Raw genomic sequence first — 18,505 nt, forward strand, 5'->3', positions numbered from 1 at the left:
CCCCTACCGGTCATCCTTGGGGGAGGGGCGTTTATGCATATGAACATTGCCAATCCCACTTTGTCGGACATATCACACCCTTTCAAGGTGAGTACATAGTTATCTTTCGTTAAGATTTTTATTGCATCGATGTAGATGCGCACACCCCGTCCTGAGCATAGGGGCGCGAATGATTCAACGATGAAAGGAAGCTTATGAAAGCTGTTGTTTTCGAAAAATTCAATACATTCCCCACCCTCAAGGAAGTGCCGGAGCCGACACCTGGGAGCGGCGAGGTTCTGCTCAAGGTGGCCGGGGCAGGTTGCTGCCATTCCGACGTCTCCGTCTTCCAGGACTACACCCCAGAAACCGGCAGCCACACCAAGCCGCCATTCATTCTGGGACATGAGACCACTGGTTGGGTCGAAGAGGTAGGACCCGATGTCACGGGCTTCAAGAAAGGCGATGCCTACATCGTCTATGGACCCACCGGATGCGGCCACTGCCCTCACTGCGTGGCCGGCCAGGAGAACTACTGCTCCAGCGCCGCCACCAATAAATCCCTGGCGCTGGGACTGGGGCGTGACGGCGGCATGGCTGAATACATGACCGTTCCGGCCCGCAACCTGGTACCGCTGGGCGATGCAGATCCAATCGGCGCTGCACCCCTGGCTGACGCTGCCCTGACTCCTTACCATGCCATCCGGGCTGCCATGCCTCACCTGAACGGCGGCGGAAAGTACGCTCTGGTCATTGGCCTGGGTGGACTGGGCCAGATCGCCATTCAGATTCTTCACGCCCTGACCGGCGCCACCGTGATCGCCACCGATACCAAGCCAGAGGCCCTGGCCAAGGCTGAGGCCAAGGGTGCCATCCCCGTGGTCAGCGACGAGCACCAGGTGGAGAACATCAGGAAGATCACCCACGGGGAGGGCGTGGACGCCGCCTTCGATTTCGTGGGTGTGGCCCCGACCATTGCTGCCGCACAGGCTTCGGGCGGCCCGGGATCCCGGGTGACCGTGGTCGGCATCGCCGGCGGCAAGGCGGAATACGACTGGTACTCCAAGCCCTGGGAGCAGGAGCTGCTTGGTGTTTACTGGGGTTCCATCCCTGAGCTCTACGATGTGGCCAACATGTATCGCAACGGCCAGATCGAGACCGAGATCGAAACCTACTCACTGGACAATGCCCTGGATGCCTACCACAAGCTGGTCGACAACAAGCTGTCGGCCAGGGCTGTTATAGTGCCCCACACCAAGGCCTGATTTTCCCTTAAATGTAGACGAAGAAGCGACTCATCTGTCGGCCGGATTTAAGCACAATCAGATTTAGGTGCTGTCAGATTCATGTGCTGACCCCATTCTCCGCCTACATGCGCTGATGGCCGGTCACGGTCTTGTCGTGAAGACCGTGACCGGCCACAGCATCTTACCAAGCTCCCTCAAGCCTACGTTATTTACAGTTCCTTCGATTGCGGAGCATCACCCAACAACAAGTGGACCAGGAAAATACCGTCGGCAGATTCCAGCCTCATGGAGCCGCTGAGCGAATCCACCAGGGAATCAACGATGCTCAGACCCAGACCTGTGCTTCTGATCTTGGTACGTGACTGGTCATCGGTCTGGAACCGTTCCATGAGCCTGTCCACATCGACTGCTTCGCCCGTAGTTTTGTTGCCGAAGTCCAAATGAATTCGTCCATCTTCACTCTTGTGCAGGTCCACCCAGGCTGATTCCTCCGCATACTTGAGCCAGTTGCCGATCAGGTTCTGAATTATTCGACTCATCATGATCTGATCCGTCGTAATTTCCACACCAGTTTGAATTCTGGGCTCCACCGTGACGGACCGCGCGGTCAGAGAATCGAAGGCATTGAAGAGCTCCTGCTGAACCAATGCCGATAGGTTCACCCTGGTCAGATCCAGGCTCACGCTCTTCTCCTGTATCAGATTGAAATCCATCAGGTAATGCAGATAGTGATCCACCGATTGCAGGTTGTTGAGGATCTTACCCAATTGCTCCTGATCAGCCGATCCCTCCTTGAGCAGCTGGGCGTATCCCCTGGCCACGGTCAGCGGGGTCTTGATGTCATGGGTTAGGTTGGTCAGCATCTGCCGGACTTGCTTGTTCTGCTCAGCCTGGGTGATCTGCAGCCGCCTGGTCTTGTTCAGAACGGCATTGATCCTATCCGCCAGAGTGCGGATGAGCCCGATATTGGACCCAGTGGTTACCAAGGCGTTAGTGTCGGCATGGTTGATGAAGTCCAGATCGTCACTGATCCGTTTGAGGTCGACAATCAGCATTATCAGGCCAATCGCCAGGGCGAGGGCGACAAGACCCAAAACAAGTGCGGCCACCTTCACGGATTCACCTCCGACGACCCTTATTCATCGTTCTTTCTTCCATCCGAATTCAGACCAGGCGAACGCCGATGCCCCAGACTGACACGATGTAGCGCTGACTGCCGGCGTATCTGTTCAGACTGGTCCGCAAGGTGCTCAGGTGCACATTGAGAGTATTCTCGGCATTGATGTATGGCTGGTTCCAAACCTGCCTGTAGAGGTCCTCCTTCTCGAAGACCCGATGTGGATGGTCCATCAGAAGCTCAAGGATGGCGAATTCCTTGCGTGCCAGTTCGACCCTGTGCCCATCAACGCTGACCGTGTGCTCCATCCGGTCCAGCTCGATCCCCTGAAAACAAATCTTGGCGTCGGATTCACCTGCTGCATCCGCATCGGATTTCAGTGCCCCGGATTGGCGCAGCTGGACCTGGACACGAGCGCGGAGCTCGTCAATGTCGAAAGGCTTGGTCACATAATCATTGGCGCCCTGCTCCAGGAGGCTGACGGTTCTGGTCTTATCCTGAATGGCCGTGAGGATGATGACCGGCACCGACGACATATGCCGAATGGCCTTGAGGACGCTGTCCCCGGTAACTACAGGGAGCATCAGATCCAGAAGGATCAGGTCGGGTTCCTCCTGCTGAAAGCGGGCCAAGGCCTGGGCGCCCGTCGTCGCCTGGATAATCCTGTAGGTCTCGCCCAGCACATCCTTGAGCAGGGACTGGATGTCCTCCTGATCCTCCACGACCAGAATCGTCGGCATACTGTCTTCCTTTCGCAGGTCACTCTCATGTTACTGAAGCCACCTAACGAGGCCGGTCTCGCCCCAAACGGATTTATGCAATTCTTAATGATTTCTTAGCCATGCAATTAAGAAAGGCACTTTAGATTCTCTGATAGCGACATAGAGAAAGGAACCCCATGGACGATACCATTCTGGATATCAGCCATGCCAGCAAACGGTTCGGACGCTTTCAGGCACTGGACGATGTCAGCCTTTCCATAAACAAGGGCGAGGTCTACGGGCTGATTGGTGAGAACGGCGCCGGCAAAACCACTCTTATGCGTCTGATCACCGGGCTCTCCCCCATCCAGGAGGGAACCATAAGGCTGATGGGGCACACAATTGGCAAGGACAGCCGGATACTAAGCAGAATAGGCTCGATCATTGAGGCTCCGGCCGCCTTTAAAAAACTCACCGTCAGCCAGAACATGGAACTGACAGCCATCCAGCACGGGCTGACCGACGACAAGGCCATCGCTCAGACCATCGACTTCGTCGGCCTGAACGAAAAGGCCAAGACTCGTGCCGGTCACCTCTCTCTGGGCCAGCGTCAGCGCCTGGGGTTGGCCATGGCCATCCTCACCCGACCCGATTTCCTGATTCTGGACGAACCCATCAACGGCCTGGACCCGGGAGGAATCATGGAATTCAGAACACTCCTGGACAGGCTCAACAAGGAGCGCCGGACGACCATCCTCATCTCCAGTCACATTCTGAGCGAACTCTATCTGGTCTCCTCCCGGTTCGGGTTCATCAGCCACGGTCGCCTGATCAAGGAAGTAAACAAGGATGAACTGGACCGGATCAATCAAAATGGACTGTTGATAGACGTGGACCAGAGCTCCAGGGCCGCTATGATCCTGGATCGCCGGGGAATCGGCCCCTTCCAAGTCCTTGACGACCATCAGATTCTGATCAGGCAGGAGAACCTGGAGCCGGGCCCCATCAACAGACTTCTGGTTCAGGAAGGCATCCTGGTCAATCAAATCAGCCAGCAGAAGGGATCGTTGGAGGAATATTTCACAGATCTGCTCAACAAGGATTCTCAAGAGTCGAGGAAACAATGATTAACCAGATCAGGGCCGACTTTTACAGGCAGCGACGTTCCATCGGCATGCTGATTCTGCTCATTGCCACTATGGCACTCGGCATAGTGACCACATGGCGCAAGAGCACTATGGGAATCACCACCGGAGGCGAAGAATACGCTCATAAACTGTCGGAAATCGCAGGGCAAAGCTGGACCATTAGGACAGGCCTGCAAGCAGGTGTCGCCTCCGCCTCGTCTCTAATCTACTTTTACATCGCGGTCTTCGTCATTGTCATTGGTGCGGAATACAGCCAGCACACTCTGAAGAACACGCTGACATCGGGCATCTCGCGCATACAGTTCATCCTCGGCAAGTACGCAACTATCCTGATCGACATCATCCTCCTAACCCTGTGCTACTTCATCACCATCCTGATCACCGGACTGGCCCTAGGAAGGAAGCCTGGAGCCGGTTGGGGCATCCTATGCAAGGATGTGGCAGTCATGACCCTATCGGTCAGCTTCTGCATCTCCGTCATCATCAGCCTAGGCATTATCCTCTTGATCCTTACCAAATCCCTGGTCATCCCAGCGGTGGTGATCGTGATATGGCCCATGCTGATCGGCCTCGTGGAGTATGCCTTTAAATTGAACTGGCTGAAATACCTCGACTTCGTCGGGTTCGGCGAACAGATCATCCTTAACACTCTGAAGGCCGATCAGGCCTGGATCTACGCCGGAGTATCCGCAGGCGTGGTCCTGGTGGCCATCTTCGGATCGGCTCTGATCATATCCAAGCAGGAGATCTAAGCCAGGTCAAGCCTATACCCGGCCCGGCTCCTGATCGCTGACGGCCTGCACGGCCATATGGGCAAAGGCCTTGACGGAGGCATCCAGTGAGTAATGTTCCTTGGTATGTTCGGCATAGCGACTGGACCAGACTGCAAGGGCATCAGGATGGTCTACCCACCAGTCGATTTGCGAAGCTAGCGCCTGAGCCTTGCCGACCGGGAAGAGCGAATGCTGCGTCAAGGCGAAATGACCGGCGGCGCTCAGGATGGATCGGGCGATAACCGGGACTGCGCCGCAGGCCATCCCCTCCAGGACGCTGACCGATTCCAGATCCGCTATTGATGGATGAACCAGCAGGTCGGCCTGCCTGAGCAGATCGGGCATGGTCGCGTTCTGATGGAATCCAATAGAGACCTGCATGCCGTCCAGCTGCCGGGCGGCTTCTGCCTTCAGTCGGTGCTCCATAGGTCCTGTACCAGCTATGGTCAGACGGATCCTGCGTCTGTTCCTGCACAGAGCCAAGGCACGGATCAAAGTCAGATGGTCCTTTTCCCGGGCCAGCCTGCCAGAGGCCACGACTTGGATCAGCCGACGGGATCGCTGCCGCTCATATCGGTCCCGCTCATATCGGTCACCAGGGTTGAACCTGGGCTGGTACCCGTTGGATATGACGTGCAGGCAGGCCTTGTACCCATGCGAGCGCAGCAGGTCGGCCGTCAGCTGGGTGGGAACGTGGATGTGCCTGACATGGTCGTAGAGCCAGAACCGAAACAGCCTGTAAATGGCCGCATCCACCCCGGGCAGGTAGCGCAATGGGCCAGAGGAATAGGTGATGTTCTCAGGCTGAATGTGAAAGCCGGCTGTCACCGGTATGCCCATGGATCTAGCTTGGGACAGGGCGGCGCGGCCGAAGGCGAAAGGTTCGTAAATATGAACCAGATCCACACCGGCAAAGGCTCTTCGGAAGAGATCCGGATCAGCACAAGCGAAGCTCATCTGTTGCCTGGCCGCCACTGCGGAGACCAAAGGAATGCGATGCACCCGTGCCGGATAGTCGGCCGACCCCACCCCCACCAGACGGACCCGGTGCCCCAGCGCCTCCAGACCTTGGGCGTATTGGATGGCGGAACTGGATGTCCCGTTGCCCCTGTTGCCAAAAGAGTCCAGGACCAGGGCCAGCGTCAGGCGATCATGACCTCTCATCAGCGTTCCCTTCGCTGTTCATCATTAGCAGCCTTGGGCCGGACCAAGACAGGGCGACGACCCGATTGCACCCACTAATTGCACCCAATATTAGTAGGAGAAGGCCGGGACGGCTGCCCCACGGTAGTAGCGGTTGATGGCGTCAGCCACATATCGGCTGTGGTAGGCGGAGACCAGAGCCTTGTATGCGGGGTCGTTCTTGTCAGCCTGCCTGGCCACGATGATGTTGACATAGGGGTGATTGGCTGGCGATTTGAGATCGCCGGGCACCTGGTAAATGGCATCCTGGATCTTCATGCCGGCATCCAGGATGAAATTGGTGTTGGTGATGCCGGCCGCATAGTCAGGCAGGACCTTGACGATTCCCGGTGGGTCGACCTGGTCCAGGACCAGCCCACGCGGGTTGTCGACGATGTCTTCGGGAACCGGCGTGGTGGCCTTGGGGTCTCGCAGGCCGATCAGCCCGGCGCTGGCAAGCACCTTCAGGGAGCGGCCCAGGTCGATGGGATCGCTGGGAATGGCCAGCCGCTCACCATGCCCTATCTGGTCGATGCTCCGGTATTTCTTTGAGTAAAGGTTGAGCGGTGAAATGTAGGTGTCGCCGATGGCGGCAAACCGATACCCGTGCTGCTTGGACTCCTGCTCCAGAAAGGCGTAGTGCTGGAAGGCGTTCAGGTCGATCTCCCCATTGGCCAGCGCCTGATTGGCGTAACGCCCGTATTGGAAGGACCGGAGCTTGATTTTTATGCCTGCCCGGCGCTGGTCCAGTTCGTGCTGAACGGCCTTCCAGATTTCCTCATCGGCATCACCCACCAGGCCGATGCTGATCTCTCGCTGGCCACGTTCGGGCTGGTTGACCTTGACATAGGCCACGCCCATCAGGACGGCGACCACCAGGATGACGACCGAGACAGCCGCCAGCTCTCGCTTGGCCCTGGTTCTTCTGGTGCTCATATCCGTCCTCCTTCATTGCTGGAACCTATCGCATCAGGAAACCTTGAATGCCGGCAGGCAGGCGCCCTTGTAGACACGGACGATGGTGTCGGCTACGGGCTTGGAATGATAGGCGCGCACCACAGCGGCGTAGGTGGGGTTGTCCCGCTGATCCTTGGTGGTGACGATGATGTTGATATAAGGCTTGTTGGCCGGGTTCTGCAGATCGTAGGGAACCTCGTGAATGGCATCGTGCACGCTGCGACCTGCATCGACCACAAAGTTGGCATTGGTGACCCCACCTGCGTAGTCGGGCAGCAGGTTGAGGATACCGGCCGGGTCCACCTGTTCGATGTGCAGATGCTTGGGATTGTCCACTACGTCCTCGGGCAACGGGTTGGTGGCCTTGGGGTCGCGCAGACCGATCAGCTTGGCATCGGCCAGGACCTTCAGTGCCCGGCCCATGTTGGTGGCATTGTTGGGGATGGCCACCCTGTCGCCGTCCTGGAACTGCGAGGGCTTGGCATAGCGCTGCGAGTAGAGGTTCATGGGCGAGATGTAAGTATTACCAAGCACGGCCAGCTGGTAGTGGTTGGTTTTCACATCGTCCTCCAGGTAGGCGTAATGCTGGGCGGCGTTGAAGTCCACCTCGCGGTTAGCTGTGGCCTGGTTGACGTAGATGGCATCCTGGAAGGGCTTGAGTTCGATCCTGATATGCTCGCCCCGCCGATTCAGCTCTGCCTGGACGGCCTTCCATATCTGATCGTCCGAACTGCCGATGACGCCGACCTTGACGACCTTGACATCGGCGCCGACTTGGTTCAGACGGACATCGGTACCGACCACCAGCGCCAGCAGGAGGACGATGACCAGACTGAGCGCCGCCAGCTGGATCTTGGCTCTGTTCTTTTTGCCGACGCGACTACGACCGACCACGATAATCTGACCTTTCCCCGGTTGCTCAGTGTTCGACGACCTCGGCCAGAAGCCGGCCGAACAGTTCGATCAGGGCTATGAAGATGACCAGCACGATGATGGTGGCGATGGTCACGTCGTTCATGGATCGCTGGTAGCCCAGACGGATGGCAAAGTCACCTAGACCGCCGCCGCCCACGATGCCCACGGTGGCGGTCTCGCCCACCAAGCTGACGATGGTGATGGTGGTCACCCTGATGATTGAGGGGATGCCCTCACGCAGGTAGACGTGCCAGATGATCTGCCAGGTGGTCATGCCCATGGATTCCGCCGCCTCAACATACCCGGGGTCCAGACCAGCAAGGGCCGACTCGATCTGCCGGGAGAAGAAGGGAGTGATGCCTACAACCAGCGGGAAAATCGCCCCCTTGGGCCCGATGGCCGTGCCCATGAGCATCCTGGTCACCGGCACCAGGGCCGCAGCCAGAATGATGAAGGGGATGGAGCGGAAGAGGTCGATCAGTTTGTCCAGGATGGTGAAGACCAGGCCGTTGTGGCGGATGCCGTCACGTCGGCTGATGATCAGCCCCACCCCGATGACCAGAGCAAACAGGAAGGAAATCACCCCGGAGACGCCGACCATGACCAGGGTCTGAACCATGCTGCTGAAGAACTCCGGCAGCCGGCTCATGACATTGGGGAACCAGGTGGTAAGCAGGGACGTCATGACTTGAGAACCTCGATTCCGATGTTGCGAGAGCGCAGGTATTCCATGGCCTGGCGGATGTTTTCAGGGTCGCCGCCCATCCTGACCACCAGTCCGCCCAGGGGCGCTCCCTCCACCACATCGATGTCGCCGAAGATGATGTTGACGTCCAGGTTGTAGCGACGGCTGATGGTGGAGACCAGGGCCTCGGAGACCTCCTTGGAGACATAGGACATGCGCATGAGGATCTGCCCGGGTTCAAGGGCCACCAGAGGCGAATCGGCGGCCATCAGATCCTTGACCTTGTCCAGGTTGGAGGTGGTGGCAACGAAGGACTTGGTCAGCTGGGCCTTGGGGTCTGCAAAGACGTCGAAGACCCTGCCCTGCTCCACGATGACGCCCTTATCGATGACCGCCACCCGGTTGCAGATCTGCCTGATGACCGACATCTCGTGGGTGATCATGACCACAGTGATGTCCAGTTGGTCATGCAAATCACGCAGCAGTTGAAGAATGGAGCGCGTGGTGGTCGGGTCCAGTGCGCTGGTGGCCTCGTCGCTGAGCAGGATATCCGGCTCGTTGGCCAGGGCTCGGGCGATGGCCACCCGTTGCTGCTGGCCGCCGGAGAGCTCAGCGGGATAATGGTCAGCCAGCTCGGTCAGTCCCACCAATTCCAGAAGCTCGGACACCCGGACCCGTCGAGATGCACGGTCGCGACCGCTCCCCCGCAAAGGAAGGCCGACATTGTCAGCCACCGTCCTGGAGGGCATCAGGTTGAAGTGCTGGAAGATCATGCCCGTACGACGCCTCAAGTCCCTCAGCTCGGCCGGAGCCAGATCCTTGACCTCGCGGCCACGAACCTTGACGCTGCCTGAGTCATAATCCTCCAGCCCGTTGATGCAGCGGACCAGGGTGGACTTGCCCGCCCCGCTCAGTCCGATGATGCCAAAAATATCCCCAGTCTCGACGGTCAGATCGATATCGGCCAGGGCCGTCTTGTCTTCGTCGTCGTCGCTGTGATAGGTCTTGGTCAGGTGCTCCATCCGCACCGCCGGTGTCCGCTCGCTCACGTTCCCGCCTTCCCTGGTCGACTGGATGACATGGTAATCGTCCCGGCGGCCAGTGGACAAGCAGGCCTCTATAGATGTCGTTTATAGGCATGTATCGATAATTCACCTGCTTGGTCTACGGGTCGGTGGCAGAATATGGGTATGAGCGCATCCGGTCAGCAGCGGATTATCAATACTATCAATCCTGGGGAGCGACCGTTCGGCTCTCCTCTGGGTCCAAGACCCACACGAGTCCTTCTCTTAGGGGCCGGCGAACTCGGCCGCGAGATTGCCATCAGCCTTATGCGGCTGGGAGCTTGGGTGGGTGCGGCGGACTCATATCCCGGCGCACCGGCCACCCAGGTGGCTCATGCCGGCTATCAGGTGAAGATGAGCGATCCGCAGGCCCTGGAGGACCTGATCGACAAGGTCCAGCCCGATTTGATCGTGCCTGAAGTGGAGGCCATCGCCACAGACCGCCTGGTCGGTGCCGCGGCCCGGGGCATCCAGGTGGTGCCTGCCGCCCCCCTGGCGGCCATGTGCATGGACCGCCGGGCTCTGCGCGTCTTCGCTCACGAGCAGGTGGGCCTGCCTACTACCCCCTACCGATTCGCCGACTCCCCCGAAGAACTGGCCAGCGCGGCGGACCAGGTTGGCTACCCATGCATGGTCAAACCACTGATGAGCTCCTCCGGCCACGGACAGACCCTGGTACGGAACAAGGAGGACTTGCCGCAAGCCTGGAATTCTGCGTTGACCCAGGGCCGGGCAGCCACCAAACATCAAGGCAAAGCCGAAGTCATCGTGGAGGCTCTGGCCCCCCTGGCCCATGAGCTGACCGTTCTGACCGTGGCTTCCTCTGCCGGCGTTGCCACCTGCACGCCCATAGGCCAACGGCAGGAGGACGGGGACTACCGGCTCTCCTGGCAACCGGCGGAGCTCAATCCCGAGATCTTGCAGCAGGCCAGGAACATGGCCACCCGGCTGGTTGAGGCCATGACCTCCCTGGCCCGCCAAAGCGGCGAGACCGGTTGGGGTATTTACGGAGTGGAGATCTTTGTTCTGCGCGACGGTTCGCTGCTCTTCAACGAGGTAGCGCCGCGCCCCCACGACACCGGCATGGTGACCATGATCTCCCAGCGGCTGACCGAGTTCGACCTTCACGCCCGAGCCGTCCTGGGCGTTCCAGTCCACCAGGAGGATCTGGCCCTGAGTCTGCCGGAGGGGACATGCGCGGTCAGCCGTCCCATCCTGGTCAAGGGCCAGGGACCGGTCAGCTTCCAAGGTTTGCCGCAGGCCCTGGATCACCCAGGCACTGATCTGCGCATCTTCTCCAAGCCGGAAGTACATGGTCAGCGTCGCATGGGCGTGGTCCTGGCCCTGGGTCCTGACCTGCAGACCGCCACCGAACGTGCCGAAGCCGTGGTCAAAGATCTGAAACCCCGGGTGGGCGCGGGGATGTAACCCGGGCTTGCTATGGTGGTCGTGTCCCAAGCAGTGCAGAAGTTTCCAATTCGCAACAAACTCGAGGAAGGCGAACAGTGGAAAAGTTGGGAATGCGCTATCAAGGCAAAGCCAAGAAACTGTACGAGACGGATGATCCAGACATACTCTGGGTTGAGTACACTGACCAGGCCACCGCGGGGAACGGGGCCAAGAAGGCCAATATCGAAGGCAAGGCCAGACTGAACAACAGGATCACCACGGTGATATTCTCCCTGTTGGCCCGCCGGGGCATACCCAGCCACTTCGTACGCAGCATCTCGGACACCGAACAGCTCAACCGTCGGCTGGACATGTTCCCCCTGGAGATTGTCATGCGCAACCGGGCCGCTGGCTCCTTCGCCCAACGGTACGGGGTTGCGGAAGGCACCGCCTTAAAGCAGCCTGTGCTGGAATTCTTCTACAAGTCCGATCCTCTGGATGATCCGTTTATCAACAGGGACGACATTCTGGCCCTGGGATTGGCCACTGAGCAGGATCTGGACATCATCGCCGCTAAGACCCGGGAGATCAACGGGGCGCTGACCGGCATCTTCCGCGCCATCAACGTGGAGCTGGTGGACTTCAAGATCGAAATGGGCAAGACCAGTTCGGGCATCATCCTTCTCGGCGACGAGATCACCCCCGACACCTGCAGGCTCTGGGCGATTGGCAACAATCATGACGGCCATGTCACCCACTTGGACAAGGACATCTTCCGCAGGGACCTGGGCAGCATCATTCCGGCTTATCAAACCATTCTGGATGGGCTTACCGAATTGGAGGAGCGCGAAAGCCAATCGAACAGCTGAATCGGTCGACCCGGAAGCGAGCATATCGCCTCCGGGTTTTTCATTGGTCCCCAACCAGTCCATCGCGAAAGGATCCATTGTGCTCTTCCGTGTCTATACCGAGAAAAAGCGTGGCTTCGACCAGGCCGCCGACAGGCTTGCCGAACAGCTGCGCACCCTGCCGGGCGTGCAAGGGCTGACCGGCCTGCGCATAATCAACCGTTACGATCTGGAGGGAATCGACGAAGACCTCTTCAAACGTTGCCTGCCCACGGTCTTCGCCCAGCCCCAGACCGATCTGGTGGCCACCCGACTGGAGCAGGCCCTGCGTATGAAGGGTGACGAGAACCTGCCGCCGCTGGATTCCCCCAAGCTTTTCGCCGTGGCCCCCCTGCCTGGTCAGTTCGATCAGCGAGCCGATTCCGCAGCCCAATGTGTTCAGCTGGTCGGGCAGGGCGCCCGCCCCTTGGTTGCCACGGCCACCGTCTATCTGCTAGAAGGCGATTTGGATGCCGAGCAGATCAAAGCCGTCCGCAATTACCTGGTCAATCCAGTCGACTCACGGGTGGTAGGGCTGGAGCAGCCCAAGACCCTGGCCATGCCTGACGAGGATCCTGATCCAGTGCCCGTGTTGGACGGATTTCGCGATTTGGCCAATCCTGGACTCGAAGCGCTGATCGACAAGCTGGATCTGGCCATGGATCTGCCGGATGTCCGCTTCTGCCAGGACCACTACCGTCAGGAAAAGCGAGACCCCACGCTGACCGAGCTCAAAGTGATCGACACCTACTGGTCCGACCACTGCCGGCACACCACCTTCAATACCAAGCTGGAGCGAATTAAGGCAGACAATCCCCGAGCCCGCGCCACGCTGGAACGTTACCGGGCAATCCGCGAAGAGCTGGGCCGCCAGGACCGACCGGAATGCCTGATGGACATGGCCACCATCGGAGCCAAGTACTTACAGAAGCGAGGCATCCTGAACGATGTGGACCAGTCCGAAGAGGTCAACGCCTGCACTATCCGGACCAAGGTCGACGTGGACGGCCAGGATCAGGACTGGCTCTTTCTCTTCAAAAACGAAACGCATAATCACCCCACCGAGATCGAGCCTTTCGGCGGTGCCGCCACCTGCATCGGCGGAGCCATCCGCGATCCTCTTTCCGGAAGAGGTTACGTCTACCAGGCCATGAGGGTCAGCGGGGCAGCGGATCCCCGCCAGCCCCTGAATCAGACCCTGCCGGGCAAGCTACCCCAGAGCCGGATAGTCCGTCAGGCGGCCGACGGCTACTCCTCTTATGGCAATCAGATCGGGCTGGCCACCGGACAGGTTCGGGAGATCTACCACCCCGGCTATGCAGCCAAGCGGATGGAGGTGGGCGCAGTGGTGGCAGCCACCCCGGCCGACCATGTGATCCGCCGTCGGCCTGCACCCGGCGATCTGATCATCCTGGTGGGCGGAAGAACCGGCCGCGATGGAATCGGCGGTGCCACCGGAGCATCCAAGTCCCAGAACGAAGAGAGCCTGGAACGTTGCGGGGCCGAGGTGCAGAAGGGCGATGCCCCTGAGGAGCGCAAGCTTCAGCGCCTCTTCCGCCGCCCGGAGGCAGCCAGGCTGATTGAACGCTGCAACGACTTCGGAGCCGGCGGCGTCGCCGTGGCCGTAGGCGAGCTTGCCGACGGACTGAACGTGGACCTGGACCGGGTGCCGCTCAAGTACAAGGGGTTGGATGGAACCGAAATCGCCATCTCCGAGAGCCAGGAGCGCATGGCCGTGGCCCTGGCCGCCGAAGACGCGCCCGCCTTCATCGACTACGCCCGGCAGGAGGACCTCGAGGCCACCGTCATCGCCGAAGTCACCGAAGAACCCCGTCTGCGGATGACCTGGCGATCAGAGACCATCGTGGACATCCCCCGATCCTTCCTGGCTTCCAACGGCGCCCCTCACGAGGCCGATGCCCAGGTGGCGGTTCCAGCCCCCTACCATGCCCCATTCGAGGTCCAGGGCAGCCTGGACGCGCGCATGAGGGCCCTGCTTGCAGACATCAACGTCTGCTCCCAGCAGGGTCTGGCCGAGCAGTTCGACTCCACCATCGGCGCAGGCACCGTCCTCATGCCCTTCGGCGGAACCCGACAGCTGACTCCGGCCCAGGCCATGGTGGCCAAGCTGCCGGTGGATGGACACACCACCACCGCCTCAGCCATGGCCTGGGGATTCAACCCCTGGATCAGCAGTCAGGACCCTTACACCGGCGCCTATCTGGCAGTGGTCGAGAGCCTGGCCAAGCTGGTGGCCTCTGGCTTCAGCCGTTCCCGGGCTCACCTGAGTCTGCAGGAGTACTACCCCAAGCCCGGCGACGACCCCCGACGCTGGGGCCTGCCAGTGGCCGGCGTCCTGGGTGCCCTCCAGGCCCAGCTGGATCTTTCCGTGGGTGCCATAGGCGGCAAGGACTCCATGTCCGGCAGCTTCGAGGACCTGGACGTGCCTCCCACCCTGATCAGCTTTGCCGTGGCCCTGGGGCGAGCCAAGGATGCGGTCTCTCCCGAGTTCAAGGCTCCGAACCGGCAGGTCTACCTTTTGACGCCCGAATATCAGGAGGACGGATTGCTGCCCGATCCGGAGAACCTGAGGGCCGTCATGGACCAGGTGGAGGCGCTGATCAGCCAGGGCCTGGTGGATGCTGCAGCCACTCCGGGCTACGGATGCATCGCCCAGTCATTGATGGAGATGTGCCTGGGCAACAGAATCGGGCTGAATCTGGCATCAAACACTGCCATATCTGCGCTCTTCCGTCCGGCCTATGGGAGCTTCATCCTGGAGACCTCAGGCCCAGAGCCCCTGTTCATTCAGGATTCCGGTCTGCATTTGCAGCTGCTGGGGCGCACACGGGAGGATTACCACCTGCGCTGTGGCAGTGAGGATCTGGACCTGGCTGAGCTTGAGGAAATCCGTGCCAGGGGTCTGGAATCCATCTTCCCATACCGAGGCCAAGGCGGCCCGGTGCCGACCATCGGCCGCACCGACCGTGAGCATGGCAGGCCAGCAACGCGTAGAACCAAAGGGACCGCCAAGACCGCCCGACCCAGAGTGGTCATGCCCGTCTTCCCCGGCACCAACTGCGAGTTCGACTCTGCACGGGCCTTCCGGGACGCTGGAGCCCAGGTGGAGACTGTGGTCATCCGCAACCTGAACGCCGAGGACGTAACCGAAAGTTCCCGCCGCCTGGCCCAGGCCATCCACAGCAGCCAGATACTGATGCTGCCCGGAGGCTTCTCCGGTGGCGACGAGCCCGACGGTTCGGCCAAACTGGTGGCATCCTTCCTGCGTTCGGACCAGGTCGCCGATGCCCTCCAAGAGCTTTTGCAGGACCGGGACGGGCTGGTTCTGGGCGTCTGCAACGGCTTCCAGGCGCTGATCAAACTGGGTCTGGTCCCTTATGGCAAAATCGTCACTGGGTCGCCCGAAGATCCCACCCTGACCGCCAACACCATCGGCCGCCATCAGAGCCGTCTTGTCCATACTCGGATCAGCTCCACACGCTCCCCTTGGCTGAGCGCCTGCCGGGTGGGCGACATCCACACCATGCCCATCAGCCATGGCGAAGGGCGGTTCGTGGCCGAGCCTGGCCTCCTGCGTACCCTGATCGACCGGGGGCAGGTGGCCGCCCAGTATGTAGATGAGCAGGGCCGTCCCTCCATGGACCCGCTGGTCAACCCCAATGGATCCGACATGGCCGTCGAGGCCATCACCAGTCCGGACGGCCGGGTGCTGGGCAAGATGGGCCACACGGAACGCAGCGGCCCCGACCTGTATCTCAACGTGCCCGGAGGCCGCCCGCAGCCGCTCTTCCAGTCGGGAGTAGACTACTTTGCCGCCTAGGGGAAAGGACATAGACCATGTCGTTGGAGCTTGAAGGCATTCACGAGGAGTGCGGTATCTTCGGAGTCTGGGGCCACCCCGATGCCGCCCGGCTGACCTACTTCGGCCTGCACGCCCTGCAGCACCGCGGCCAGGAGGGTGCCGGCATCGTTTCCAACGACCAGGGACATCTGATCGGACGGCGGGGCCTGGGCCTACTGACTCAGGTCTTCCCGGACGAGTCCAGCCTGACGCCGCTGACCGGAGACCGGGCCATTGGCCATGTCCGCTACGCCACGACCGGCTCAGGGTCCATCGAGAACATCCAGCCCTTCGTCTTCCGCTTTCATGACGGGGACATAGCCCTGGCACACAACGGCAACCTGACCAACTGCGACAGCCTCAAGGCGGAGTTGGAGGATCAAGGGGCCATCTTCCACTCCAACTCCGACACCGAGGTGCTCATGCACCTGATCCGGCGCAGTCCTGAAAAGGACTTCATGGCAGCGCTCAAACAGGCCCTGCGCCAGGTCCATGGCGGCTTCGCCTATCTGCTCATGACCGAGGATGCCATGATTGGAGCCATGGATCCCAACGGCTTCCGTCCCCTCTCGTTGGGCCAGCTGCCAGGAGGGGCCTACGTCCTGGCTTCGGAGACCTGCGCACTGGATTTGGTCGGCGCCACGCTGGTGCGTGACATCGGCCCCGGCGAAATCGTCCGAGTGGACGACTCGGGTTACAGCATCGAGCGCTATACCGATCAGACCTGCCTGTCCATCTGCTCCATGGAATTCATCTACTTCGCCAGGCCCGACTCCAATATTTATGGAGTCAACGTCCACTCGGCCCGCAAGCGGATGGGTGCCAGGCTGGCCCGCGAAGCCCCGGTGGACGCCGATATGGTCATCGGAGTGCCCAATTCCTCCTTGTCCGCAGCCTCAGGCTATGCCGAGACGGCCGGACTGCCCAACGAGATGGGGCTGATCAAGAACCAGTATGTGGCACGCACCTTCATCCAGCCCAGCCAGGCCATGCGCGAACAGGGTGTCAGGATGAAACTGGCCGCTGTACGAGGCGTCGTAGCCGGCAAACGGGTGGTGGTCATCGACGATTCCATAGTTCGAGGCACCACCTCGCGCAGAATCGTCCGTCTACTTCGGGAGGCCGGGGCGAGCGAGGTGCACATGCGCATTGCCTCCCCGCCCCTGCGGTATCCCTGCTACTACGGCATCGACATCCAACGGACCTCCGAACTGATCGCCGCCAAGAAGTCCGTGGAGCAAATCAGGGAAGCCATCGGGGCCGACTCCCTGGCCTATCTGAGTCTGGACGGTCTGGTGGATTCCATCGGTCTGGGCCGTGACGCACCCTACCAAGGGCTCTGCGTAGCCTACTTCAACGGTGATTATCCCACGCGACTTGACGACTATGAGCAGGGTTTCCTGGCCTCGCTGACCCCAGAGGACCGGGCCCGTCTGGAGGCCTCCAAGGGATCCTACGGGCTTGACATGCCTGCAGGGTCGGGGCAGAAAACAGACCAATGAGCATTAGCGAAGAGCAGAACAGGCAGCGCAGAGAAAGGGGCATCCATGCCGAAGGCATATGAGCAGGCCGGGGTATCGGTGGAGGCCGGATATGAACTGATCGACAGAATCCGTTCCCACACGGCCAGAACCCATAGGCCGGGCGCCGGAGACATTGGCGGCTTCGGCGGCGACTTCGACCTGTCTGCGCTCAATTACCGCCATCCGGTTCTGGTTTCGGGCACTGACGGCGTGGGTACCAAGCTGATGGTGGCCCGGGAAGCCGGCCGCCATGACACCATCGGTCAGGACTGCGTGGCCATGTGCGTCAATGACATCATCGCCCAGGGGGCCGAACCGCTGATCTTCCTGGACTACATCGCCTGCGGACACAACGACCCGGCTCTGCTGGAGCAGGTGGTCAAGGGCGTGGCCGACGGCTGTGTCCAGGCCGGGGCCGCCCTGGTAGGCGGGGAGACCGCAGAGATGCCTGACATGTACCAGCCTGACGAGTACGACCTGGCCGGATTCACCGTGGGTGTGGTCGAACGGGAGTCCCTGGTGGACGGTTCGGCCATCAAAGAGGGCGACCAGCTGATCGGCCTGCCCTCCTCAGGAGTCCACTCCAACGGATTCTCCCTGATTCGCCAGGCCCTGCTGGACCAGGGAGGCATGAAGCTGGAGGATCGGCCCTACCAGCTTGCCGGACGGACCCTGGGAGAGGAACTGCTGACACCCACCCGAATCTACGTTAAGGCCCTGCGCCCGCTCTTCACCTCCAGCCTGCTCAGGGGCGCTGCACACATCACCGGAGGCGGCTTCGTGGAGAAGGTGCCCCGGATTCTGCCCGAGGGGCTGGCGGCCAGCTTCAACCTGAATGCCTGGAAGGTGCCGCCCATCTTTACGATGATCGAGGAGATGGGCAGGGTCGACCATCTGGAGATGTACAACATCTTCAACATGGGCATTGGAATGGTTCTGGTCGTCTCCCCTGACCAGCTGGACCAGGCCCGTGCAGTCCTGGATGAGGAGCAGGAGTCCTACACCCTGATCGGACGGGTGACACGTGCTCAAAACGGCCAGCAGGTCATCCTTAACGAAGACGGTCGTCAGTAATA

Annotated in this window: 15 protein-coding genes; 8 read left to right on the forward strand and 7 right to left on the reverse strand. The window is 60.4% G+C overall.

What is annotated here, in order from left to right:
- Positions 1-194: 194 nt before the first annotated feature.
- On the forward strand, positions 195-1,244 hold the full coding sequence (locus H3V09_RS03940) for an NAD(P)-dependent alcohol dehydrogenase (RefSeq protein WP_198191007.1): 1,050 nt from the start codon (positions 195-197) through the stop codon (positions 1,242-1,244).
- A 191-nt stretch (positions 1,245-1,435) separates the two neighbouring features.
- Here H3V09_RS03940 and H3V09_RS03945 read toward each other — a convergent pair whose 3' ends face one another.
- On the reverse strand, positions 1,436-2,335 hold the full coding sequence (locus H3V09_RS03945) for a sensor histidine kinase (RefSeq protein WP_198191008.1): 900 nt from the start codon (positions 2,333-2,335) through the stop codon (positions 1,436-1,438).
- 55 nt (positions 2,336-2,390) lie between these two features.
- The gene (locus H3V09_RS03950; protein ID WP_198191009.1) at positions 2,391-3,083 is read right to left on the reverse strand and encodes a response regulator transcription factor; all 693 of its coding nucleotides are present in this window, start codon (positions 3,081-3,083) and stop codon (positions 2,391-2,393) included.
- Positions 3,084-3,241: 158 nt separating this feature from the next.
- Between H3V09_RS03950 and H3V09_RS03955 the strand changes: the two genes are divergently transcribed.
- Together H3V09_RS03955 and H3V09_RS03960 are read left to right on the forward strand one after the other, a co-directional pair.
- The gene (locus H3V09_RS03955) at positions 3,242-4,171 is read left to right on the forward strand and encodes an ABC transporter ATP-binding protein (RefSeq protein WP_198191010.1); all 930 of its coding nucleotides are present in this window, start codon (positions 3,242-3,244) and stop codon (positions 4,169-4,171) included.
- A complete protein-coding gene (locus H3V09_RS03960; RefSeq protein WP_198191011.1) occupies positions 4,168-4,944 on the forward strand; it encodes an ABC transporter permease in 777 nt (258 codons plus the stop codon). The genes H3V09_RS03955 and H3V09_RS03960 overlap by 4 nt, the downstream gene beginning before the upstream one ends.
- Positions 4,945-4,956: 12 nt before the next feature.
- Here H3V09_RS03960 and H3V09_RS03965 read toward each other — a convergent pair whose 3' ends face one another.
- The 5 genes from H3V09_RS03965 to H3V09_RS03985 form a co-directional block, all read right to left on the reverse strand.
- Positions 4,957-6,129, reverse strand: a complete 1,173-nt coding sequence (locus H3V09_RS03965; protein ID WP_198191012.1) for a glycosyltransferase — start codon at positions 6,127-6,129, stop codon at positions 4,957-4,959.
- Between the two features lie 90 nt (positions 6,130-6,219).
- Positions 6,220-7,083 carry a MetQ/NlpA family ABC transporter substrate-binding protein gene (locus H3V09_RS03970; RefSeq protein ID WP_198191013.1) on the reverse strand — a complete coding sequence of 288 codons (864 nt, stop codon included), beginning with the start codon at positions 7,081-7,083 and terminating at the stop codon, positions 6,220-6,222.
- Positions 7,084-7,116: 33 nt separating this feature from the next.
- The gene (locus tag H3V09_RS03975; protein WP_198191014.1) at positions 7,117-7,998 is read right to left on the reverse strand and encodes a MetQ/NlpA family ABC transporter substrate-binding protein; all 882 of its coding nucleotides are present in this window, start codon (positions 7,996-7,998) and stop codon (positions 7,117-7,119) included.
- A gap of 25 nt (positions 7,999-8,023) precedes the next feature.
- Entirely contained in the window at positions 8,024-8,704 is a 681-nt protein-coding gene (locus tag H3V09_RS03980; RefSeq protein ID WP_045935580.1) for a methionine ABC transporter permease, read from the reverse strand.
- On the reverse strand, positions 8,701-9,753 hold the full coding sequence (locus H3V09_RS03985; RefSeq protein ID WP_198191015.1) for a methionine ABC transporter ATP-binding protein: 1,053 nt from the start codon (positions 9,751-9,753) through the stop codon (positions 8,701-8,703). The genes H3V09_RS03980 and H3V09_RS03985 overlap by 4 nt, the downstream gene beginning before the upstream one ends.
- A 135-nt stretch (positions 9,754-9,888) precedes the next feature.
- On the opposite strand from H3V09_RS03985, the gene purT reads away from it, so the two are divergent.
- From purT to purM, 5 genes are all read left to right on the forward strand, one after another.
- Positions 9,889-11,196: a formate-dependent phosphoribosylglycinamide formyltransferase gene (gene purT, locus H3V09_RS03990; protein ID WP_415873496.1), complete on the forward strand. Its 1,308-nt coding sequence runs from the start codon at positions 9,889-9,891 to the stop codon at positions 11,194-11,196.
- 77 nt (positions 11,197-11,273) lie between these two features.
- A complete protein-coding gene (gene purC / locus H3V09_RS03995; protein WP_198191017.1) occupies positions 11,274-12,026 on the forward strand; it encodes a phosphoribosylaminoimidazolesuccinocarboxamide synthase in 753 nt (250 codons plus the stop codon).
- Positions 12,027-12,105: 79 nt separating this feature from the next.
- Positions 12,106-15,885: a phosphoribosylformylglycinamidine synthase gene (locus H3V09_RS04000; protein WP_198191137.1), complete on the forward strand. Its 3,780-nt coding sequence runs from the start codon at positions 12,106-12,108 to the stop codon at positions 15,883-15,885.
- Between the two features lie 17 nt (positions 15,886-15,902).
- Entirely contained in the window at positions 15,903-17,408 is a 1,506-nt protein-coding gene (gene purF, locus H3V09_RS04005; protein WP_198191018.1) for an amidophosphoribosyltransferase, read from the forward strand.
- Positions 17,409-17,453: 45 nt separating this feature from the next.
- Entirely contained in the window at positions 17,454-18,503 is a 1,050-nt protein-coding gene (purM, locus tag H3V09_RS04010) for a phosphoribosylformylglycinamidine cyclo-ligase (protein ID WP_198191019.1), read from the forward strand.
- Positions 18,504-18,505 lie beyond the last annotated feature (2 nt).

Origin of the sequence: Bifidobacterium sp. M0399 (assembly GCF_016100595.1) — a bacterium.
GTDB classification, from domain to species: Bacteria; Actinomycetota; Actinomycetes; order Actinomycetales; family Bifidobacteriaceae; genus Bombiscardovia; species Bombiscardovia polysaccharolytica.

Excerpts from the sequence above, each read along its gene's own strand:
- H3V09_RS03940 (WP_198191007.1), top strand. The coding sequence starts at position 195 with ATGAAAGCTGTTGTTTTCGAAAAATTCAATACATTCCCCACCCTCAAG.
- H3V09_RS03950 (WP_198191009.1), bottom strand. The coding sequence starts at position 3,083 with ATGCCGACGATTCTGGTCGTGGAGGATCAGGAGGACATCCAGTCCCTG.
- H3V09_RS03955 (WP_198191010.1), top strand. The coding sequence starts at position 3,242 with ATGGACGATACCATTCTGGATATCAGCCATGCCAGCAAACGGTTCGGA.
- H3V09_RS03960 (WP_198191011.1), top strand. The coding sequence starts at position 4,168 with ATGATTAACCAGATCAGGGCCGACTTTTACAGGCAGCGACGTTCCATC.
- H3V09_RS03965 (WP_198191012.1), bottom strand. The coding sequence starts at position 6,129 with ATGAGAGGTCATGATCGCCTGACGCTGGCCCTGGTCCTGGACTCTTTT.
- H3V09_RS03970 (WP_198191013.1), bottom strand. The coding sequence starts at position 7,083 with ATGAGCACCAGAAGAACCAGGGCCAAGCGAGAGCTGGCGGCTGTCTCG.
- H3V09_RS03980 (WP_045935580.1), bottom strand. The coding sequence starts at position 8,704 with ATGACGTCCCTGCTTACCACCTGGTTCCCCAATGTCATGAGCCGGCTG.
- purT (WP_415873496.1), top strand. The coding sequence starts at position 9,889 with ATGGGTATGAGCGCATCCGGTCAGCAGCGGATTATCAATACTATCAAT.
- purF (WP_198191018.1), top strand. The coding sequence starts at position 15,903 with ATGTCGTTGGAGCTTGAAGGCATTCACGAGGAGTGCGGTATCTTCGGA.
- purM (WP_198191019.1), top strand. The coding sequence starts at position 17,454 with ATGCCGAAGGCATATGAGCAGGCCGGGGTATCGGTGGAGGCCGGATAT.